This window comes from Nocardia sp. CC201C (assembly GCF_030010695.1).
Classification (GTDB): domain Bacteria; phylum Actinomycetota; class Actinomycetes; order Mycobacteriales; family Mycobacteriaceae; genus Nocardia; species Nocardia otitidiscaviarum.
This window is the reverse complement of sequence record NZ_JASCXP010000043.1, coordinates 6,720-28,055: the sequence shown is the minus strand read 5'-3', so window position 1 is coordinate 28,055 and position 21,336 is coordinate 6,720. Positions and strand designations below refer to the sequence as shown.

Below are 21,336 nucleotides of genomic sequence, written 5' to 3'. Positions count from 1 at the left end.
GTGGTCGGCGGGGCCGATCCGGAGCAGTTCGACGCGCACCGGCACCGCACCCGCCACGTCGAACCCCTGTCCGGCAGCGGCCCGCACCGCGTCGTGCAACCGCTCGGCGGGAATCTCGCGGGGGACGAGGTCGAACGCGAGATCGTCGCGGACGACCTGGACCGGTCCCGCGGCCGTCTGCGGGTAGTAGGTGCGCAGGATCTCGTGGCGCGCGACCAGATCGGCGACGGCGGCGCGCAGTGCCGCCGTGTCGAGTTCGCCCCGCAGGCGCAGCGCCACCACGATGTTGTCGACCGCCGCCGCATCGAAACCGTCTGCGGTGCTGGCGGATTCGGTGTGCGCGAGACGGTTGAGGAACCACATGCGCTGCTGCGCGGGCGACAGCGGCACCAGATCGGGTCGCGGTCGCGCCACCAGGGCGGGTGGAGCCGCGGCCGGAGCGGCCGTGTCGGCGAGCGCGGCCAACGCCGCCACCGTGGGACGGTCGAAGAAGTCGCGCACATCCAGGGCGATGCCCAGCGCCTCGGCGGTGCGGGCGATGGCCCGGGTGGCGATCAGCGAATTGCCGCCCAGGGCGAAGAAGTCGTCGTCCGCACCGACCTGCTCGACCCCGAGCAGATCGGCGAAGATCGCGGCCACGGTGAGTTCGGCGGCCGTCTCCGGCTCGCGGTACGCGGTGGCGCTGTCGGTGAACACCGGTTCCGGCAGGGCGCGGCGGTCCAACTTGCCGTTGGCGTTCACCGGCATGTCGTCGAGCACCGTCAGCAGCGACGGCACCATGTACTCCGGCAGCAGTTCGCGGGTCGACGCGAGCACCGCCGCGGGGTCCAGACCGGGCTCGCCGACCACATAGCCGACCAGATGGTCTCCGGTGCCGTGCCGGTGCAGGACCACCGCCGCCTGCGCCACCGCGGCGTGGCGCAGCAGGGCGGCCTCGACCTCGCCGAGTTCGACGCGCAGGCCGCGCAGCTTCACCTGGAGATCGCTGCGGCCCAGATATTCCAGTTCGACCGGACCGCCGTCCACCGAGGGTGTCCAGCGCACCAGATCTCCGGTGCGGTACATCCGATCCCCCGGCGCGCCCTCGGGATTGGCCACGAACCGCTCCGCGGTCAGGCCGGGCCGCGCCACATAGCCGCGGGCCAGCTGCACACCCGCGAGATACAGTTCGCCGACCACTCCGGTCGGCACCGGGCGCAGATCGTCGTCCAGCACCAGCAATTCGGTGTCGTCGGCGGCGGAGCCGATCGGCACCGTATCGATATCGGCGGCGGTGACCTCGTGGGCGGTGACGTCCACGGCCGCCTCGGTGGGCCCGTACAGATTGTGCAGGCAGGCGCCGCTCACATCGCGGAAGGCGGCGGCGGTAGCGGCGGGCAGCGCCTCACCGGAGGCGAAGACGGCGCGCAGCGAATCGGCCACGCCCGACTCGCCGCGGTCCAGCGCGGCCGCCGCCCCGGCAACGAAGACCGCCAGCATGGACGGGACGAAATGCGCGATGGTGACGCCGTACTCGGCGATGGCGCGCAGCAGATAGGCGGGGTCGCGGTGACCGTCGGGCGCCGCGATCACCAGCGTCGCACCGGTCTGCAACGGCCAGAAGAACTCCCATACCGACACGTCGAAGGTGAAGGGCGTCTTCTGGAGCACCACATCGCTGGCGTCGAGCCGGTAGAGCCGTTGCCGCCAGCGGAGATTGGCGACGATGGCGCGGTGCGACACCGCCACGCCCTTGGGTCGGCCGGTGGAGCCGGAGGTGAAGATGACGTACGCGGTGTTGTTTCCTACCGGCTGCGATAGGTAGGGGTCCGCGCCGGGCGCGCTGGTGTCGGGTTCGCCGTCCTCGGCGGCGCGCTCGAATTCGTCGATGCACAACACCGGCACGTCCGCGTCCAGATCGGGCCGGTCGCCGGTGGTGGTGAGCACCAGCGCGGGGGCCGCGACATCCAGCACGTAGGCGATGCGGTCGGCGGGATGCTCCGGATCGATCGGCACATACGCGCCGCCCGCCTCGAGAATGGCGTACATACCGATCAGCAGCTCGAAGGAGCGGCGGGCCGACAGACCCACCAGCACATCGGGGCCGACGCCGTAGTCCACCAGCCGCCGTGCGAGCTTGTGCACGCGCGCGGCGAATTCGCCGTAGGTGAGACTCTGGTCGCCGCAGCGCAGCGCCACCGCGTCGGGGGTGCGTTCCACCTGTTCCTCGAACAGGGTGACCAGCGTTTCGACGGGGGCGAGGTTCGGGACCAGCACCCCGGCGGCCGCGTCGACGGCGTCGGCGAGCAGGTCCTCCAGCACGGCGGCCAGCGCGCCTTCCGCGCCCTCCAGCAGGCCGGGTAGCTGACCGGAGACCACCACCTGGACCAGGGCGTCGGGTTCGAGCGCACCGCCCATGGCCTCGGCGAGCACCCCGACCTCGGCGGCCAGGGCCGCGTAGGTGACGGTGGTGTCGCCGTGCCGCAGGGCGACGCGCTCGGGTTCGAGCGCGGCCACGGTTTCGATGAGATTCGGTAGGTCCGCCGTGCCGTAGGCGCTGCGCAGCGCCGCATGACTGCCGAACCGGGTGAGGGCTACCGACTCCGCGTGTTGCATCAGACGTTTCCTTCCGTATCAATCTCAGCGCCATCGATCCCAGCGCCATCGATCCCAGCGCCATCGATCTCGGCGCTCGCGGGGCCATGCGTGGTTACGCGGGCTGCCGCCTCCAGGCCTGACGCGACCGCTGGCGGACTTGCCGAGCGAAGGACCAGACCGCGCGCATCCCCCGCGAGGGTGTGCAGGGCCTCGGTGAGGCCGCCCGCACCGAGGGCGGCCACGATGCCGGGTGCCAGTCCGGCGAGGGCGACCTGCACCACCGCCTCCGGCTTCGCCGCCGCGCCCATGGCGTGGACCACGGCGGCGATCTTGGTGTCCAGGGCGTGGTAGGTGATGCGGTGCTCGCCGTGGGCGAGCGCGATGGCATCGGGCGTGCGGGCGGCGGCGGCCGCGACGAGCTCCGGGAGCTCCGCCGGAAACTCCGCGTGCCCGACCGCCGCCGAATCGGCCATGGCGGCGGTGGTATTCGAGGCGCGGCGGGTCCGCTCCGGCGCTGCGCGGATATCGCGCTCCGCCGCAGTGCGGATATCGCGCCCCGGCGCAGGACGGATACCACGCTCCGCCGCGGTGCGGATGTCGACGGCCCGCACCGGGGTGGCGGGATCGTCGGCGATGGCCCGCAGCACCAGCAGCAGCCGGTCGGCGAGGAGCCGGACGGTGGCGGCGTCGAAGATGTCGGTGGCGTAGGCGAACCGCAACCGCAACCCGGTCACCCGGCCACGCTCGTCGTAGCGCTCCATCCCGGTGAGATGCAGGTCGAATTTGGTCTCGCCGAGTTCGGGTTCCAGCACCTCCACCTCCACACCGGGCAGGGCAACTTTGCCGGTGGGCATGTTCTGGAAGGTCAGCATCACCTGGAACAGCGGCGAGTACGAGCTGGACCGGGTGCGGCCCATGGCCTCCACCACGCGCTCGAACGGCACATCGGCATGGGCGAGCGCCGCGAGATCGCGGTCACGAACCTGCCGCAGCAGTTCGCGCACCGGCAGCGCGGCGTCCACCTCGGTGCGCAGCACGACCGTGTTGACGAACATGCCGATGAGGTCATCGAGGGCCCGTTCCCCGCGACCCGCGACCGGTGCGCCGATGGCGATGTCGCGCACCCCGGACAGCTTCGACAGCAGCACCACGAAGGCGGTGTGCACCACACCGAACAGGGTCGTGCCGTGATCGCGCGCCACGAGTGCCAGGCGGGCGGTGAGATCCGTACCGGCCTCGACCTCGAGCGCGTCGCCGCGCATCTCGCGTCGCGCCGGGCGGGGGCGATCAGTGGGCAGCGGCAATTGTTCCGGCACACCGGCCAATTCGGCGGTCCAGTAGGCCAGCTGTCGGGACAGCAGGCTGTCGGGGTCGGTGTCCGAGCCGAGCAGTTCCCGCTGCCAGGCGCTGAAGTCGCCGTACTGGATGGCCAGCGGCTCCCAGGCGGGAGCCGCGTCGTCCAGACGCGCGGTGTAGGCGAGCACCAGGTCGCGGGTCATGGGAGCGACCGAGTAGCCGTCCGCGCTGATGTGGTGCAGGACCACGACGAGCACGTGTTCGGTCGGCGCGGTCCGCCACAGGCGAGCCCGCACCGGCGCGGCCGCGGTGACATCGAAGCCCGCACCGACGAATTCGGCCAGCCGCGCGTCGAGCTCGTTGTGCGGCAATGGGATCGGCGTGAGATCGATCTCGACGTCGGCCACGGCGAGCACCTCCTGCACCGGTACACCGTCGATCTCCGGATAGCGAGTGCGCAGAATCTCGTGGCGGCCCAGCACATCCCGCACGGCGGCGGTCAGCGCTCGCCCGTCCAGCGTTCCGGTCAGCCGGATGGCGACGGGCACGTTGTAGGCCGCGGCGTTCGGCTGCAAACGGTTGAGCACCCACATCCGCTGCTGGGCGAGGGAGAGCGGCGCGGGATCGGTCCCGACGCGCCGCGTCGGCAGCGGCCGCGCCGCACCCGGCTCGGCGGTGGTCAGCCGTTCGGCGAGGCCGCCGACCGTCGGCGTCTCGAAGACCGCGGCCACCGGCACCCGCACGCCCAGGTCCTCGCCGAGGCGGGCGGCCAGCCGCGTCGCCATGAGCGAATTGCCGCCCAGGGCGAAGAAGTCGGTGTCCGCTCCGATCCGTGCGTCGGTCTCGATCACCTCCGCGAAGGCGGCGGCCACCAGTTTCTCGGAGACGGTCGCCGGGTCGCGGTGCGTCGCTTCCGGCAGCACCGGATCGGGCAGCGCGGCCCGGTCGACCTTGCCATTGGCATTGAGCGGCAGGCCGTCCAGCACGACCACGGCGGCCGGGACCATATAGCCGGGCAGCGCACCGACGAGGGCCGTCCGCAGCGCACCGGCGATCTCCTCGCGCCGCTCCGGATTCGACTGCGGCACGGCCGCATAGGCGATGAGCCGCTGTCCGGCCCCGGCCGGGCGGGCCACCGCCACGGCGGCGCTCACCCCGTCGCAGCGGCGCAGCACCGTCTCCACCTCACCGAGTTCGATGCGGTGGCCGCCGATCTTCACCTGGAAGTCGGCGCGGTCCAGGTACTCCAGTTCGCCGTCGGCGCGCCAGCGCACGATATCGCCGGTGCGGTACATGCGGCCGCCGGAGAACGGGTCGGCGACGAAGCGGTCGGCGGTGCGGGCGGGCCAGCCGTGGTAGCCGCGGGCCAGCTGATCGCCCGCGAGGTACAGCTCGCCGGGTACCCCCACCGGAACCGGCCGCAGCCGACCGTCGAGCACGTATCCGCGGCTGTTCCACGCCGGTCCGCCGATCGGCACGCGCTGCGCGGTCGCCTCGCGGACCTCGTGCGCGGTGACGGAGACCGCCGCCTCGGTCGGGCCGTACAGGTTGAACAGCCGTGCGCCGCCGGACTTCGCCAGGAACTCGGCAGCGGTGGCGGCGGGCAGGGTCTCGCCGATGGTGAGCACGGCGCGCACCGGAGCGGGCAGCGGTCCGCCCGCCAGCAGCATGGCGAGCAGCGACGGCACCGGGTGCAGCACCGTGACGCCGTGCCGTTCGATCAGCGCGCGCAGACGGTCCGGGTCGCGTTCGTCGCCGGGCGCGGTCACCACCAGGCTGCCGCCGGTGACCAGCGGCGACCAGAACTCCCACACCGACAGATCGAAGGTGGCGGGCGTCTTGAGCAGCGCCCGATCGCCGGGACCGAGGTCGAAAGTAAGCCCCAGCCAGTGCAATTGGTTGGCGATGGCCGCGTGCGAGACGGTGACGCCCTTGGGCTTGCCGGTGGAGCCGGAGGTGAAGATGACGTAGGCCGGGTTGTGCGCGCGCAGCGGGCGCACCCGCTCGTCGTCGCGGATCGGTGCGGGTGACAGCGCGGTGAGGTCGAGCGTATCGACCTCGTGCACCGGGATATCCGTGCCGAAGGGCAGCCCGTCGGCGGCCGTGGTGAGTACGCACACCGGTGCGGCGGTGTCGATGATGTGTGCGATGCGGTCGCCCGGGTGGTCGGGGTCGATCGGCACGTACGCGCCACCGGCCTTGACCACCGCGTACATGGCGACCACCAGGTCGATGCCGCGCCGCATGGCCAACGCGACGGTGCGCTCGGGTGCGACGCCGCGGGCGATGAGGTGGCGGGCCAGCCGGTTCACGCGTGCGTCGAATGCGGCGTAGTCGAGCGAGCTACCGTCGGCGTCCAACAGCGCGACCGCGCCCGGGGTACGCGCGACCTGACCGTCGACCAGCGCGGCGAGCGTGGTCGCGGGCACCGGGTGCGCGGTGTCGTTCCAGTCCCGCAGCATCCGCTGCCGCAGTTCCGGGCCGAGCAGGTCGATGTCGCCGACGGCGGTATCCGGTGCGGCCGCGATGGCCGCCAGCATCCGGATGAGCGCGTCCACCATGCGACGGGCGGTGTCCGCGGTGAACAGGTCGGTGGCGTAGCCGAGGGTCATCGCCATACCGGCGGGCTTTCCGGCCTCGTCGTAGTCGTCGACGGCGAACAGGTGCAGATCGAATTGCGCTATGTCGTTGTCGAATTCGATCTCGGATACGGTCAGGCCGGGCAGGCGCAAGGCGGCCCGCTCGTGGTTCTGGAAGGACAGGCCGACCTGGAACAGCGGATGCCGCGCGGTGGAGCGTTCCGGATTGAGCACCTCCACCAGCCGCTCGAACGGCACGTCGGCGTGGGAGAAGGCGGCGATATCGGCGGCGCGCACCCGGGTCAGCAGCTCGGTGAAGGGCGCGGCGGGGTCGATGCCGGTGCGCAGCACCAGGGTGTTGACGAACATGCCGATCACGTCGTCCAGCGCGCTGTCGCCGCGCCCGGCTATGGGGGTGCCGACGGCGATGTCGGAGCCGCCCGAGAGCCGGGCCAGCAGTGCGGCAAAGGCGGCGTGCACCACCATGAACAGGGTCGCGCCCCGTTCCCGGCCCACCGCGATGAGGCGGGCGTGCAGGTCGGCGTCCACGGTGCGGTGAATCCGCTTGCCACGCAGGCTCTGCCGAGCCGGGCGGGGATGGTCGGCGGGCAGATCCAGCTGGTCGGGCAGCCCGGCCAGGGTCTCCTGCCAGTAGGCCAGCTGCCGCGCGGCCAGCGAGCCGGTGTCGCGCTCCGAGCCGAGCAACGCGTGCTGCCACAGCGCGTAGTCGGCGTACTGGATGGTCAGCGGCGTCCAGGCCGGGGCGCGTCGGTCCAGGCGGGCCGCGTAGGCCACCATGAGATCCCGCACGAATGGCACCAGCGATGAGCCGTCGGCCGCGATATGGTGCAGCACACCGGCGAATACGTGGTCGGCAGCCACGCGATCGGCAGCCACGCAGTCGGCAGCCACGCAGTCGGGGGCCACGTGGTCGGTGGCCACGCGATCGGCAGCCACGCGGTCGGGGGCCACGTGGTCGGTGGCCACGCGATCGGCAGCCACGCAGTCGGGGGCCACGACGCGGAAGAGTCGGACCCGGACCGGCACGTCGGCGGTGACGTCGAAGGCGGTGTCCGCGACTTCCCGGATCCGCCGGGGCAGTTCGGCTTCGGTGACCGTCTCGACAGCGAGGCTCGGCACGACCCGGTCGGTGGGCAGGATCAGCTGGGCGGCCCCGTCCGCCGTCTCCGGGTAGACCGTGCGCAGCGACTCGTGCCGTTCGATCACGTCACCGAGGGCCGCCGCCAATGCCTCGACGTCGAGTTCCCCCGAAAGCCGCAGTGCCAGTGGAATGTTGTAGGCGGTGGAGGTGCGGTCGAAGCGGTTCAGGAACCACATGCGCTGCTGTGCGGGCGAGAGCGGCAGCCGTTCCGGCCGGACGCCCGCCCCCAGCACCGGCCGCGGGGCCGATGCGGCATCGGTGCCGATGCGGGCGGCCAACTCCGCCACCCGGGGGAACTCGAACAGCATCCGCACCCCGACGGTAGCGTCGAGAATGCCGCCGATGCGCGCCACCGCTTTCGCGGCCAACAGGGAGCTGCCGCCCAGGGCGAAGAAGTCGTCGTCCGCGCCCACCTGGTCCACACCCATCAGGTCCGCGAACACGCCCGCGACGATCTCCTCGGCGAAGGTGGCGGGCTTGCGGTAGGTGCGGGATTCGAAGACCGGTGCGGGCAGCGCCGCCTTGTCCAGCTTGCCGTTGACGGTCAACGGAATACGCTCCACCGCGACCAGGGCGGCGGGGATCATGTGTTCGGGCAGCCGTCGGGCGACGGCCTGCCGCAACGCGGGCACCTCGGGCTCGCCCTCGCCCGCGGGCACGACGTAGCCGACGATGCGGGCCTCGTCCACACCCTCGTCACGCCGCACCACCACCGCCGCCTCCCGGACACCGGGTTCGGCCAGCAGCGCCGCCTCGATCTCGCCCAGTTCGATGCGGAAGCCACGCAGGTTCACCTGCTGGTCGGCACGACCGAGGTACTCGATATCGCCGGCGGCGGTCCAGCGGGCCAGGTCCCCGGAGCGGTAGGCCAGCGCGCCGGGCTCACCGTAGGGATCGGCCACGAAGCGGGCGGCGGTGAGTCCGAACCGATTCAGATAGCCGCGTGCGAGTTGCCCGCCGGAGACGTAGATCTCGCCCGGTACGCCGACCGGCACCGGCAGCAGCCGTGCATCCAGCAGGCGCATGGCCAGGCCCGGCAGGGCGCTGCCGATCACGCTGGCGCTGCCGGTATCGACCGGAATGGGCCGGTAGGAGGCGTGCACCGTGGTCTCGGTGATGCCGTACATATTCACCAACACCGGCGACTGCGGATGCCGGACGAACCACTCCCGCAACCGCTGCGGCTCCAACGCCTCACCACCGAAGATCACATACCGCAACGCGAGATCGTCATCCGCCTCCGCATCCGCGGCGATCAGCTGATAGAACGCGGTCGGCGTCTGATTGAGCACCGTCACCCGCTCCGCCGCCAACAGCTGCCGGAACTGCCGCGGCGACCGCGAGGTGAAATAGTCGACCAGCACGATGCTGCCGCCGTAGAGCAACGCACCCCACAACTCCCACACCGAGAAATCGAACGCGTAGGAGTGGAACATCACCCACACATCCGACGGCCCGAAACCGTAGTGGCGGTGCGTATTGTCCAGCAGGCGAATCACATTCGCGTGCGGGATCACCACGCCCTTGGGTCGGCCGGTGGAGCCGGAGGTGTAGATGACATAGGCGGCGTTGGCGGGATCGAGCGGGGCGCGCCGGTCGGCGTCGATCACCGGGGTATCGGCGTAGCCGTCGAGATCCACCGTATCCAGATCGATCACCGGACCCCCGAACCAACCCGCGGGCAGATCCGCACCACCGCTGGTCAGCGCACACACCGGCCGCGCATCATCCACGACATACTCGATGCGATCAGCCGGATAATTCGGATCGATGGGCAGATAACCACCACCCGCCTTCACCACCGCCAACAACGCCACCACCAACTCCACGGTGCGCGGCAACGCCACCGCCACCAGAGCCTCCGGCCCCACACCCGCGGCGATCAACCGACGCGCCAACCGATTCGAACGCACCTCCAACTCGGCGAAGGTGAGCCGCTCCGCTCCGGCCCGCACCGCCACGGCGGCCGGATCGATCGCCGCGGCGCGCGCGAAACGGTCCGCGATGGTGTCACCGGCGGCGATATCGGCTCCGGTGCAGGACCATTCGTGTAGGGCGCGCCGCTGCTCCTCGGCGCTGAGCAACTGGATGTCGCCGACCACCACGGTGCGATCGGCCGCCACCGCGGCCAGCACCTGTTCGAAGCGGCGGGCCAGTACGGCGATGCTGTCGGCATCGAAAAGGTCACGGGCGTAGGTGATCTCGACGGTCATGCCACCGGCGCGGCCGTCGGCGTCGAGCTGCTCGGTGACGGTGAACTGGAGGTCGAACTTGGCGGTGCCGGTGTCGGCGTCCTCGGCACGTACGGTCAGGCCGGGCAGTTCCAGGGTGGGCAGTGCGAAGTTCTGGAAGGTCAGGGCCACCTGGAACAGCGGATGCCGGTTGCGCGCCCGCGCCGGGGCCAACTCCTCCACCAACCGCTCGAACGGCACATCGGCGTGCGAGAGGGCCGCGATATCGGTTTCGCGCACCCGGCCGAGCAGTGCGTCGAAACTCGAGCGCGGGTCGACCTCGGTGCGCAGCACCAGGGTATTGACGAACATGCCGACCAGCCCGTCGAGCGCGCGTTCACCCCGCCCCGCCACGGGCGTGCCGATGGCGATGTCGGCGGTGCCGGACAGCCGCGCGAGCAGCACCGCCAGTGCCGCGTGCACGGTGCTGAACAGGGTCGCGTCGTGCTTGCGGGCCAGCTCGGCCACACCGCTGTGCAGATGCGAGTCGATATACGACCGATGGGTGCCGCCGCGCTCGGTGGCGACGGCCGGGCGCGGCCGGTCGGTCGGCAGGTCCAGATGTTCCGGCAGCCCCGCCAAGCGGGTGCGCCAGTAGGCGAGCTGGCGCGACAGCACCGACTCCGGATCGGCGGTGGAACCGAGCGATTCCGTCTGCCACAGGGTGTAATCCGCGTACTGGACCGGCAGCGGCAGCCAGGCCGGGGCAGCGCCCGAGCGGCGAGCGGCGTAGGCGGTCATGAGATCCGCGGCCAGTGGGCCGAGCGAGAAGCCGTCGGCGCTGATGTGGTGCAACACCAGCGCGAGCACGTGCGTTTCCGAGGCGGTGTCGAGCCGCAGCAGTGCGGCGCGCACCGGGGCCTCGCGGGTCAGGTCGAATCCGGCAGATACGAATTCCGTGATACGCGCGGCGATGTCGGCCTCCGGCACGGTGACGATGTCGGCCTCCCGCACGGTGACGATGTCGGCCTCCGGCACGGTGACGATGTCGGCCTCCGGCACGGTGAGTGCCGGCAGCGCGCACGGTGCCGCGGGAAGAATCCGCTGCTGCGGCCCGTCCGGACCGTCCGGATAGACGGTGCGCAACGCCTCGTGCCGCTCGATCACATCGCCGAGCGCGGTCGCCAGCGATTCGACGTCGAGTGCGCCCGTGAGCCGGATGACCAGCGGAATATTGTCGGCGGCCGAAGCGGCGTCGAAGCGATTGCGGAACCACATGCGCTGCTGTGCGTACGACAGCGGCAGCCGATCGGGGCGCGGCCGGGACTCCAGCGGAATACGTTCGCCGACACCGGAATTCGCTTCCGCGTAGGCCGCGAGGTCGGCGACGCCGGGATGTTCGAAGACCGCGCGCACCGCCAGATCGGCGTCCAGCGCCGCGCCGATGCGCGCCACCGCCTGCGCGGCCAGCAGCGAACTGCCGCCCAGGGCGAAGAAGTCGTCGGCCGCGCCGACCCGCTCCAGGCCGAGCAGTTCGGCGAACACGCCCGCCACGATCTCCTCGGCGACACCGGTGGGACGCCGGTAGCCGGTGGTCTCGAACACCGGCGCGGGCAGGGCGGCGCGATCGAGTTTGCCGTTGACGGTCAACGGAATACGCTCCACCGCGACCACGGCGGCCGGAACCATGTACTCGGGCAGCCGCCGCGCCGCCGTCTCCCGCAGCCGCGCAGGATCGACCGCGTCATCGACCACCACGTAGCCGACGATGCGGGCCTCGTCCACACCCTCGTCACGCCGCACCACCACCGCCGCCTCCCGGACACCGGGTTCGGCCAGCAGCGCCGCCTCGATCTCACCGAGTTCAATGCGGAAGCCACGCAGGTTCACCTGCTGGTCGGCACGACCGAGGTACTCCAGTTCCCCGGCGGCGGTCCAGCGGGCCAGATCCCCGGAGCGGTAGGCCAGCGCGCCGGGCTCACCGTAGGGATCGGCCACGAAGCGTGCCGCGGTGAGCGCGGGGCGGCCGAGGTAGCCGCGCGCCACTTGACCACCGGAGACGTAGATCTCGCCGGGAACGCCGATCGGCACCGGACGCAGGCGCGCATCCAGCACGCGCAGGGCCAGGCCCGGTAGCGCACCGCCGATCACGCTGGCGGCCCCCGTCTCCGGTGTGATGAGCCGGTAGGAGGCGTGCACCGTGGTCTCGGTGATGCCGTACATATTCACCAGCACCGGCGACTGCGGATGCCGGACGAACCAGTCCCGCAACCGCTGCGGCTCCAACGCCTCACCACCGAAGATCACATACCGCAGCGACAACTCGTCATCGGCCTCCCCATCATCAGCCTCGGCTTCGGCCGCGATCAGCTGATAGAACGCGGAGGGCGTCTGATTGAGCACCGTCACTCGCTCCGCCGCCAACAGCTGCCGGAACTGCCGCGGCGACCGCGAGGTGAAATAGTCGACCAGCACGATGCTGCCGCCGTAGAGCAACGCACCCCACAACTCCCACACCGAGAAATCGAACGCGTAGGAGTGGAACATCACCCACACATCCGACGGCCCGAAACCGTAGTCGCCCTCGGTGTTGTCGAAGAGCCGCACCACATTTCGGTGCGGTACGAGTACGCCCTTCGGGCGGCCGGTGGACCCGGAGGTGTAGATGACATAGGCCGGATGGGCGGGATCCAGCGCCGCGCGGCGATCCCGGTCGGTCACCGGGGACGCCGAGTAGCCGTCGAGATCCACCGTATCCAGATCGATCACCGGACCCCCGAACCAACCCGCGGGCAGATCCGCACCACCGCTGGTCAGCGCACACACCGGCCGCGCATCATCCACGACATACTCGATGCGATCAGCCGGATAATTCGGATCGATGGGCAGATAACCACCACCCGCCTTCACCACCGCCAACAACGCCACCACCAACTCCACGGTGCGCGGCAACGCCACCGCCACCAGAGCCTCCGGCCCCACACCCGCGGCGATCAACCGACGCGCCAACCGATTCGAACGCACCTCCAACTCGGCATAGCTGACGGCCGAACCATCCGCCCGCACCGCCACGGCCTCCGGATCGATCGCCGCCGCGGCGGCGAAACGGTCGGCCAGCGTGGCGGTCGTCGCCACGCCCGGTGCCGTGGTGGACCACCGGTACAACAGGCAGTGCCGCTCCCCTTCGCCGAGGAGGCGGATATCGGCGATCGGCAGCGCGGGGTAGGCGGCGACCGTCTCCAGCATCAGTTCGAAGCGCCCGGCGAGCATGTCGACGGTCGCCGCGTCGAAGAGATCGGTGGCGTAGGTGATCTCGACATCCAGTCCGTCGGCGTCCGGTTCGGCCACGGTGAGCTGGAGATCGAATCGGGCGGTTCCGGTGGTCACCGGCAGCGCAGCCACGCGCAGATCGGCCACCGCACCGGCGGGCAGACTGTGGTTCTGGAAGGTCAACGCCACCTGGAACAGCGGGTGCCGGTTCGCCACCCGGGCGGGGGCCAATTCCTCCACCAGCCGCTCGAACGGCAGGTCGGCGTGGGCGAAGGCCCGCAGGTCGGCGTCGCGCACCGCGGCCAGCAGGTCCGCGAAGGAGCGCTCCGGATGCACTTCGGTCCGCAGCACCAGGGTGTTGACGAACATGCCGACCAGATCGTCCAGGGCCCGGTCACCGCGCCCGGCGACCGGTGTGCCGATCGGGATGTCGCGCTGGCCCGACAGCGTCGCCAGCAGTGCGGCGAAGGCCGCGTGCACCACCATGAACAGCGAGGCGCGCTGGCTCTCGGCGAGTCGACGCAGCCGGTCGCGCAGGTCGGCGGACACGGTGAAGCGGTGCGCGGCTCCCCGCCCCGACGGCACGGCCGGGCGCGGCCGGTCCGTGGGCAGGGCCAGTACCTCGGGCAGTCCGTCCAGTTCGACGCGCCAGAAGCGGAGCTGAGCGGCCAGGACCGATTCCGGGTCGTCGGCGGCGCCGAGCAGCTCGCGTTGCCACAGCGTGTAGTCCGCGTACTGCACGGGCAGCGGGGTCCACTCCGGTGTGGCGGCGGCACGGCGCGCGACGTACGCGGCCAGGAGATCGCGGGTCAGCGGAGCGATCGACCAGCCGTCGGCCGCGATGTGGTGCACCGCGATCACCAGCACGTGGTCCCGCTCCCCGAGCCGCAGCAGCGTCAGCCGCAGCGGCACCCGCTCGGCGACAGCGAAGGGCTCCACGGCCAGGGCGCGAATCCGGTCGTCGAGGTCGGCCGCGTCGATATCCACCGTCGCGAGGCCCACGGCCGCCGCCACCGGCAGCACCCGCTGCCGACCGATACCGTGCACCGCCGGGTAGACGGTGCGCAGCGTCTCGTGCCGCGCGACCACATCGGTCACGGCGGCCGCCAGCGCGTCCGGGTCCAGCGCGCCCGCCAGCCGCAGCGCGGCGACCAGATTGTCGGCGACGGAGGCGGAGTCGAAACGGTTCGCGAACCAGATGCGCTGCTGCGCGTAGGACAGCGGCACCGTCTCCGGCCGCTCGCGCGCCACCAGCGGGGGCCGCGGGCGCACAGCGCCGGGGGCGATGCTGTCGGCCAGGCGAGCCACCGTCGTATGCTCGAACAGCAGGCGGACGGGCACCTCCGTGTGCAAAGCCTCGGCCAGCCGCGCCGAAATACGGGTGGCGACCAGCGAATTGCCGCCGAGCGCGAAGAAGTCGTCATCGAGGCCGACCCGGCGCGCGCCAAGCACCTCGGCGAAGATCTCCGCGACCGCGCGCTGCGCGGGGGTCACCGGGGCACGGTAGGCCGCGGCGCGCACCTCCGGCTCCGGCAACGCCTTGCGGTCGAGTTTGCCGGAGGCGGTGAGCGGCAGCTCGGACAACCGCGTATACGCGGTCGGCACCATGTAGGAGGGCAGGGTCGCGCGCAGCCGTTCGCTCAGCACCTCGGCCGCCTCGGCTTCCGCGAGTTCGGTGACCACGTAGGCCGCCAGCAGTTCGCCGGCGGCGTGTCGGTGCACGGTCACCGCCGCCGCGCGCACCTCCGGCGCGGCCAGCAGGGCGGCCTCGATCTCGCCGAGCTCGATGCGCTGGCCGCGCAGCTTCACCTGGAAGTCGCCGCGGCCCAGATACTCCAGCACGCCCGCGCGCGTCCATCGCACCAGATCGCCGGTGCGATACATGCGGGATCCGCTCGGGCCGAACGGGTTCGGGACGAAGCGGTCGGCGGTGAGGTCGGCGCGGCCGTGGTAGCCGCGCGCCACCTGCACGCCGGACAGGTACAGTTCACCGGCCACCCGCGCGGGCACCGGCCGCAGGCGGGCGTCGAGCACGTAGACGTGGCCGCCGGATACCGCGCGGCCGATCGGCACCGGGCCGGATTCGGCCGGGACGACGGGGGCGTGGGTGGCGTGCACCGTGAACTCGGTCGGGCCGTACAGATTGTGCAGGGCCGCAGCGCTCACCCGGGCGAAGGCCGCGGCGGTCTCGCCATCGAATGCCTCTCCGGCCACCAGAACCGTTCGCAGCGACGCGATGTCGGCCGGAGACACCGAGCGCGCGAAGACCGCCAGCATGGCGGGAACGAACGAGGTCATGGTGACCCCGTAGAGCGCGATGGTCTCCGCCAGATAGGCGGTGTCCCGATGCCCGTCGTGGGCGGCGACCACCAGGGTCGCGCCGCGCACCAGCGGGGCGAACAGCTCCCACACCGAGACGTCGAAGGTGGCGGGGGTCTTGAACAGCACCACGTCGGTGGGGACGACGGCGTACTCCGAGGTGATCCAGGCGATCTGGTTCACCACCGAGGCGTGTTGGACCGCAACGCCTTTCGGGGTGCCGGTGGAGCCGGAGGTGAAGATGACGTAGGCCAGGTTGGCCGCCCGCAGCGGGGCCCGGCGATCGAGGTCGGTCACCGGGTCGGCGGCGAAGGTGGACAGTCCGGCGGTGTCCACGGTCACCACCGCCACGTCGGTCTCGGCCTCCCAACCGTCGTCCGAGGTGGTGAGCACGCAGATCGGTCGCGCGGTCTCCACCACCCGGCGCACCCGGGCCGCGGGCTGGTCGGGATCGACCGGCACGTACGCGCCACCCGCGGTGAGCACCGCGTAGGCCGCCAGCACGAATTCGGCCGAGCGCCGCATCCCGAGCACCACCAGGGTGTCGGGTCCGACGCCGAGTGAAACGAGGAGCCGGGCAAGCCGGTTGACCTGCGCGGACATCTCCGCGTAGGTGAGCACCCAGGGGCCGTCGATGAGGGCGACGGCGGTCGGGCTGAGCCGCGCCTGCCGTTCGAAGGCGGAGATGACCGTGTCGGCGCGAACAGGAGGTACGGCGGTGGGGGCGAATTCCGCTGCGACCGCGCCCAGCTGGAGAAGTTCGCGAACTTCGTCCGCGTCCAGGAGGGGCAGGTCGGCCACCGGGGTGCCGGGGGTGCGGGTGATGGTGTCGAGCAGGCGCAGCCAATAGCGCGCGTACTCGGCGATGGTGGCGGAATCGAACAGATCCGTGGCGAAGGTGAACTCCGCCTGGATCCCCGCCGGTGCCGGACCTTCCCCGGGACCGGCACCGGCGAAGCTTTCGGTGACCGCGATCGAAAGATCGAATTTGGTCACTCCGGTGTCCAGGGTACCCGCCGTGGCAAGCAATCCGGGCAGTTCGACACCGATACCCCCGGCGCCCGTCCAGGACAGCATCACCTGGAACAACGGATGCCGGGCTCGCGAGCGTGCCGGGTTCAGCACCTCGACCAGCTGCTCGAACGGCACATCGGCGTGCGCGAAGGCGGCAAGATCGACTTCGCGCACCCGGTCCAGCAGCGCGGAGAACGGAATTCGCCCGTCGACCGGTGTGCGCAGTGGCAGCGTATTGACGAACATGCCGATCAGTTCGTCGAGTTCGCGTTCCCCGCGACCGCCCACCGGGGTGCCGATGACGATGTCGTCGCCTCCGGACAGCCGCGCCAGCAGCACCGCGAGCGCGGCGTGCAGCAGCATGAAGGTCGAAACACCGTGTTCCTGAGCGGTTTCCGCCAGGCGCACATGCAGACCGGTAGGTACTTCCAGCAGGTAGGTGGCTCCGGCTCCGCTCGCCACCGCGGGACGCGGCCGATCCGACGGCAGGTCCAGCTGCTCCGGCGCGTCCGCCAGGGTCTCGGTCCAGAAGCGCAGCTGCCGCGCCGCGAGTGAGTGTTCGTCGGCGGGGTCACCGAGCCGTTCCCGCTGCCACAGCGTGTAATCCGCGTACTGCAACGGCAGCGGAGCCCAGCCCGGCGCGTGCCCCGCACGCCGCGCCGCGTAGGCGGTGGCCACATCGCGCGCCAGCACGGGCAGCGACAGCCCGTCGGCGGCGATGTGGTGCAGCACCACCGCCAATGCCAACTCCCGCTCGGCGATCAGGAAAAGCCGTGCGCGAAAGGGAATCTCATGCTCCAGATCGAAGCCATCGGCCGCGAAGCGACGCAATTCGGCATCCAGCTCCGCGGCGCTGATCGGCTCGACATCCGCCCCCATCGCACCCCCGGCGGCAGCCCGCGCACCCGCCACCGGGGCGACCACGTCCGTCGCGGAATCGGCCGCACCCGCCACCGAATCGACCACGGCCGTCGCGGAACCGGCCGCACCCGCCACGGGGGCGACCACGCGCGCCACCTGGTCGACCGGGGACGTCGCCGAATCGGCTCCACCCGCAACCGGGTTGTCACCCACATCCCGCACCGGATCAACCACACCGGCCACCGGATCGCCCACGCCCGGTACCAGATCGTCCGCAGCCGTGACTGAATCGGCCGCACCCGGGACCTCGACCGTGCCCGGCACAAGGGGAGCCGCGGCGGGGGTCTGGTCGGCTGGTACGTGGCCGAGCGGTTCGGCGGGGGTCGGCCGTGCGTAATCCGCGAGCGGCGCACCGCCACCGAAGAGTCCGCAGTCCATGCCGCCCGGCCAGCGGGGGTCCACGAACGGCGACACCGCGTCGGCCGACAGCACGCGCTGGCATGCGCCGTCATCGGTGCGCGGGAAGATCGTGCGCAGCACCTCGTGCCGGGCCACCACATCGGCGACCGCCGCCCGCAGCGCCGCGATATCAGCGTCGCCGCGCAGCCGCACCACGAACGGCATGTTGTAGTCCGCACCGGTGCTGTCGAGCCGGTTCAGGAACCAGATGCGCTGCTGCGCCGGGGACAGCGGCAGTACCTCCGGACGCGCACGCGGCACCGGGACCGATGCGCCGACCTCCGCGTCGGCATCCACGAAGTGCTGCTCGATCACGGCGGCCAGCGCCGCGACGGTGGTGGCGCTGAACAGCTCTCGCAGGCCGATCCGGCAGCCGAGCTCGGCGGCCAGCCGCGCCGACACCCGCGTGGCCACCAGGCTGTTGCCGCCGAGGGCGAAGAAGTCGTCGTCGCGTCCGACCCGCTCGTGGCCGAGCACCTCACCCAGTACCCGGGCCACCGTCGCCTCGACCGGGGAAGCGGGGGCGGTGTAGGCCGCGGCGGTGCGGCGCGGCGCGGGCAGTGCCTTGCGATCCAATTTGCCGGAACTGTTGAGCGGCAGGTCGTCCAGCAGCAGGTAGCTGGTCGGCACCATATAGGCGGGCAGGGCGCGCGCCGCGGCGGCCCGCAGCCGCTCCTCGCTCACCGCGCCCGGGGCCGAGGGCACCACGTACGCGACGAGCTGGTCGTCGCGCACCAGCACCACGGCGTGCGCCACCCGCTCCACCGCGGCCAACACCGTCTCGATCTCGCCGAGTTCGATGCGCAGCCCACGCAGCTTCACCTGGAAGTCGGTGCGGCCCAGGTACTCCACCTCGCCGCGGGTGTTCCAGCACACCAGATCGCCGGTGCGGTACATGAGTTCGCCGGGGGCCGCGAACGGATCGGCCACGAAGCGCTCGGCCGTCAGGCCGGGGCGCGCCACGTAGCCCCGGGCGAGCTGAACCCCCGACAGATACAGCTCACCCGGGACCCCTACGGGAACCGGTCGCAGACGTGAATCGAGCACGTACAACCGGGTGTTGAACACCGGCGCGCCGATCGGCGCGAATTCGGCGTCCCCGCCGGTCACCTCGTGGCAGGTGACCTCTACGGCGGCTTCGGTGGGGCCGTACAGGTTGTGTACGCGGGCCCCGGTCAAGGCGGCGACGCGCAGTGCCGGACTCACCGGCAGCGCCTCGCCCGAGCACCATACGTGGCGCAACGTTCGAACTGCGTTGCGTCCCCCGGACGCCGCGTGTGCGTCCGTCGTCTCCAGCGCGGTCACGAAGGCCGTCAGCATGGACGGCACGAAATGCGCCGAGGTGATGCCCTCGCGGCGAATCAGGTCCACGATGTAGTCGGGATCGGTGTGGCCGTCCGGGCGCGCCAGCACCAACCGCGCGCCCACCTGCAGCGGCCAGAAGAATTCCGGTACCGAGACGTCGAAGGTGAACGGCGTCTTCTGCAGGACGCGGTCGGAATCGGTCAGCGCCACATAGCCGGTCTGCATCCAGAGCAGCCGGTTGACGATCGAGCGGTGGCTCACCGCCACCCCCTTGGGGCGGCCGGTGGAACCCGAGGTGAAGATGACGTAGGCGGTGTTCGCGGGCCGCAGCGGCGCGAGGCGCTCGGCATCGGTCAGCGGCGCGCTCGGGTAGCCGTCGAGCTCGAGGGTGTCCACGCTGATCACGGGGGCGTCCAGGGCCGTGGGCCGGTCCGCGGTCCGGGTGAGCACGCACACCGGCCGCGCGGTATCGAGAATGTGGCCGAGGCGTTCAGCCGGATGATCCGGGTCCAGCGGTACGTACGCGCCGCCCGCCGCCTGGATCGCGTACATGGCGATCACCAGTTCGGGTGAGCGCCGCAGGTGCAGGCCCACGAGCGACTCCGGACCGACGCCGAGCGAGATCAGATGCCGGGCCAGCCGATTCACGCGTGCGTCGAGTTCGCCGTAGCTGAGCTCGCACTCCGGTGCGTCCGGGCAGCGCAGTGCCACGGCGTCGGGTGTCCGCCGCACCTGCGCGGCGAACAGGGAGACCAGCGTGGCGTCGCGGCCCACCGGGCGGCCGGTGTCGTTCCAGGTACGCAGGCTCACCGCGCGTTCCAGCTCGGTGGTCACCGGCACGGCACCGAGCGGCGTCCGCGGATCGGCCCCGAGCAGCCGCTCCAGGAACGCGACGAAACGGCCGTGGTGTCTGGCGATCTCGTCGTGGGTGTAGAGGTTCGGATTGGCCTCGAGTTCCAGGTGCACCCGGTCGCTGTCGCCGTAGTAGACCTGCATGCTCAGGTCCTCCACCGGACCGCTGGTGAGCACGTGATACCGGCCGGGGGCAGCGCCGAGGGTGAGGTCGGCGGGGAACAGCATGATGTTGGCCAGCGGCCCGTACAGCGTCCGCCCGCCGGGTCCGCCGTCGCGATCGGTGTCGCGGTGCATATCCTCGAGCCGATAGCGCTGGTGCCGCAGTGCACCCGACACCTCCAGCCGCGTGGTGTGCAGCAGCTGCGCCCAGGTGGCGTCGGCGTCGAGTGGCAGCCGCAGCGGCACGATATTCGACAGCATGCCCGCCGAACGCCGCATGACCGCCGTGGTGCGGGCCGTCACCGGCATGGACAGCACGGCCTCCGAGCGGTCGGTCAGGCGTGCCAGGTAGGCGGCGAAGGCCGCTAGCAGCACCACCGCCGCCGATGAATCATGATTGGCCGCAAGGGAATTCATAGCCTCGGTCAGCCGCGGCGGCAGCGCTCGACCGTACCGGAGGTTCCCGGCGGCGGGCGCGGCCACGCGCCGCGACAGGGTGGTGGGCTCCAGCCCGCGGATCCGCTCGCTCCAGTAGGCGCGGTCGGTCGCGAAGCGGTCGCTGTCGCGATACGACAGTTCGCCCGCCACCAGCGATTCCAGCGTTCCGGGCCGGGCCGGGCCGGGTTCGGTGCCGCGCACGCGCGCGGTGTAGCGCTCGGCCACCCGCATGGTGTTGGTGAGCGCGCCGAAACCGTCGAGCACGATGTGGTGCGCTCGCATGTACCAGAACCAGCGCCGATCGGCGACGCGCAGGACGGCTCCGGCGAACAGGCGATCGGTGAGCAGATCGACCGGCGCGGTGGCGTCGGCGCGCATCCATTCGTGGGCGGCGGCGATCGGATCGGCGGCGGCGCGCAGGTCGACGATCTGGTGTTCCACCGACAGCGAAGGGTCCACGACCTGCTGGGGCTGCCCGTCGATCTCCACGAAACGCACCAGGGCGGAACCGAATTCGCGAGCCGCACCGACCAGCACCTGGTTCAGCAGCGCGGGGTCCAGCTCGCCGGCGACGTCCACGTACTGCGCCACATTGATGGGCACCTCCGGATCGAGGAGCTGCGCGTACCAGACGCCCAGCTGCGCCGGAGCCAGCGGGAACGGCACGGGATCCGTCACCACCGGCTCGGCCCGCCGGGCCACTCCGACACCATCCAACTCCGTACCCTGCACCAGAGCCTCCTCGATATGACGAATCAACAAGCGGCAAAACGCTTTTCAGGCAGCACGAATCAGGCCCGAGCACCGTCTGCGCGATGCCCGTGCCGCGGAACCACCACGGGAATTCGACGAATGCGCGCCACCCCGCCCA

The 21,336-nt window shown here is 71.3% G+C and carries 2 protein-coding genes; both read right to left on the bottom strand.

Annotation, left to right across the window (positions count from 1 at the left end):
• Positions 1-2,595, bottom strand: a 2,595-nt coding sequence (locus QK444_RS07500; RefSeq protein WP_282778395.1) for an amino acid adenylation domain-containing protein, incomplete at its 3' end; no start/stop codon positions are given.
• Positions 2,595-21,197, bottom strand: a complete 18,603-nt coding sequence (locus QK444_RS07495; RefSeq protein WP_282778393.1) for a non-ribosomal peptide synthase/polyketide synthase — start codon at positions 21,195-21,197, stop codon at positions 2,595-2,597. The genes QK444_RS07500 and QK444_RS07495, both read right to left, overlap by 1 nt.
• Positions 21,198-21,336: the final 139 nt, after the last annotated feature.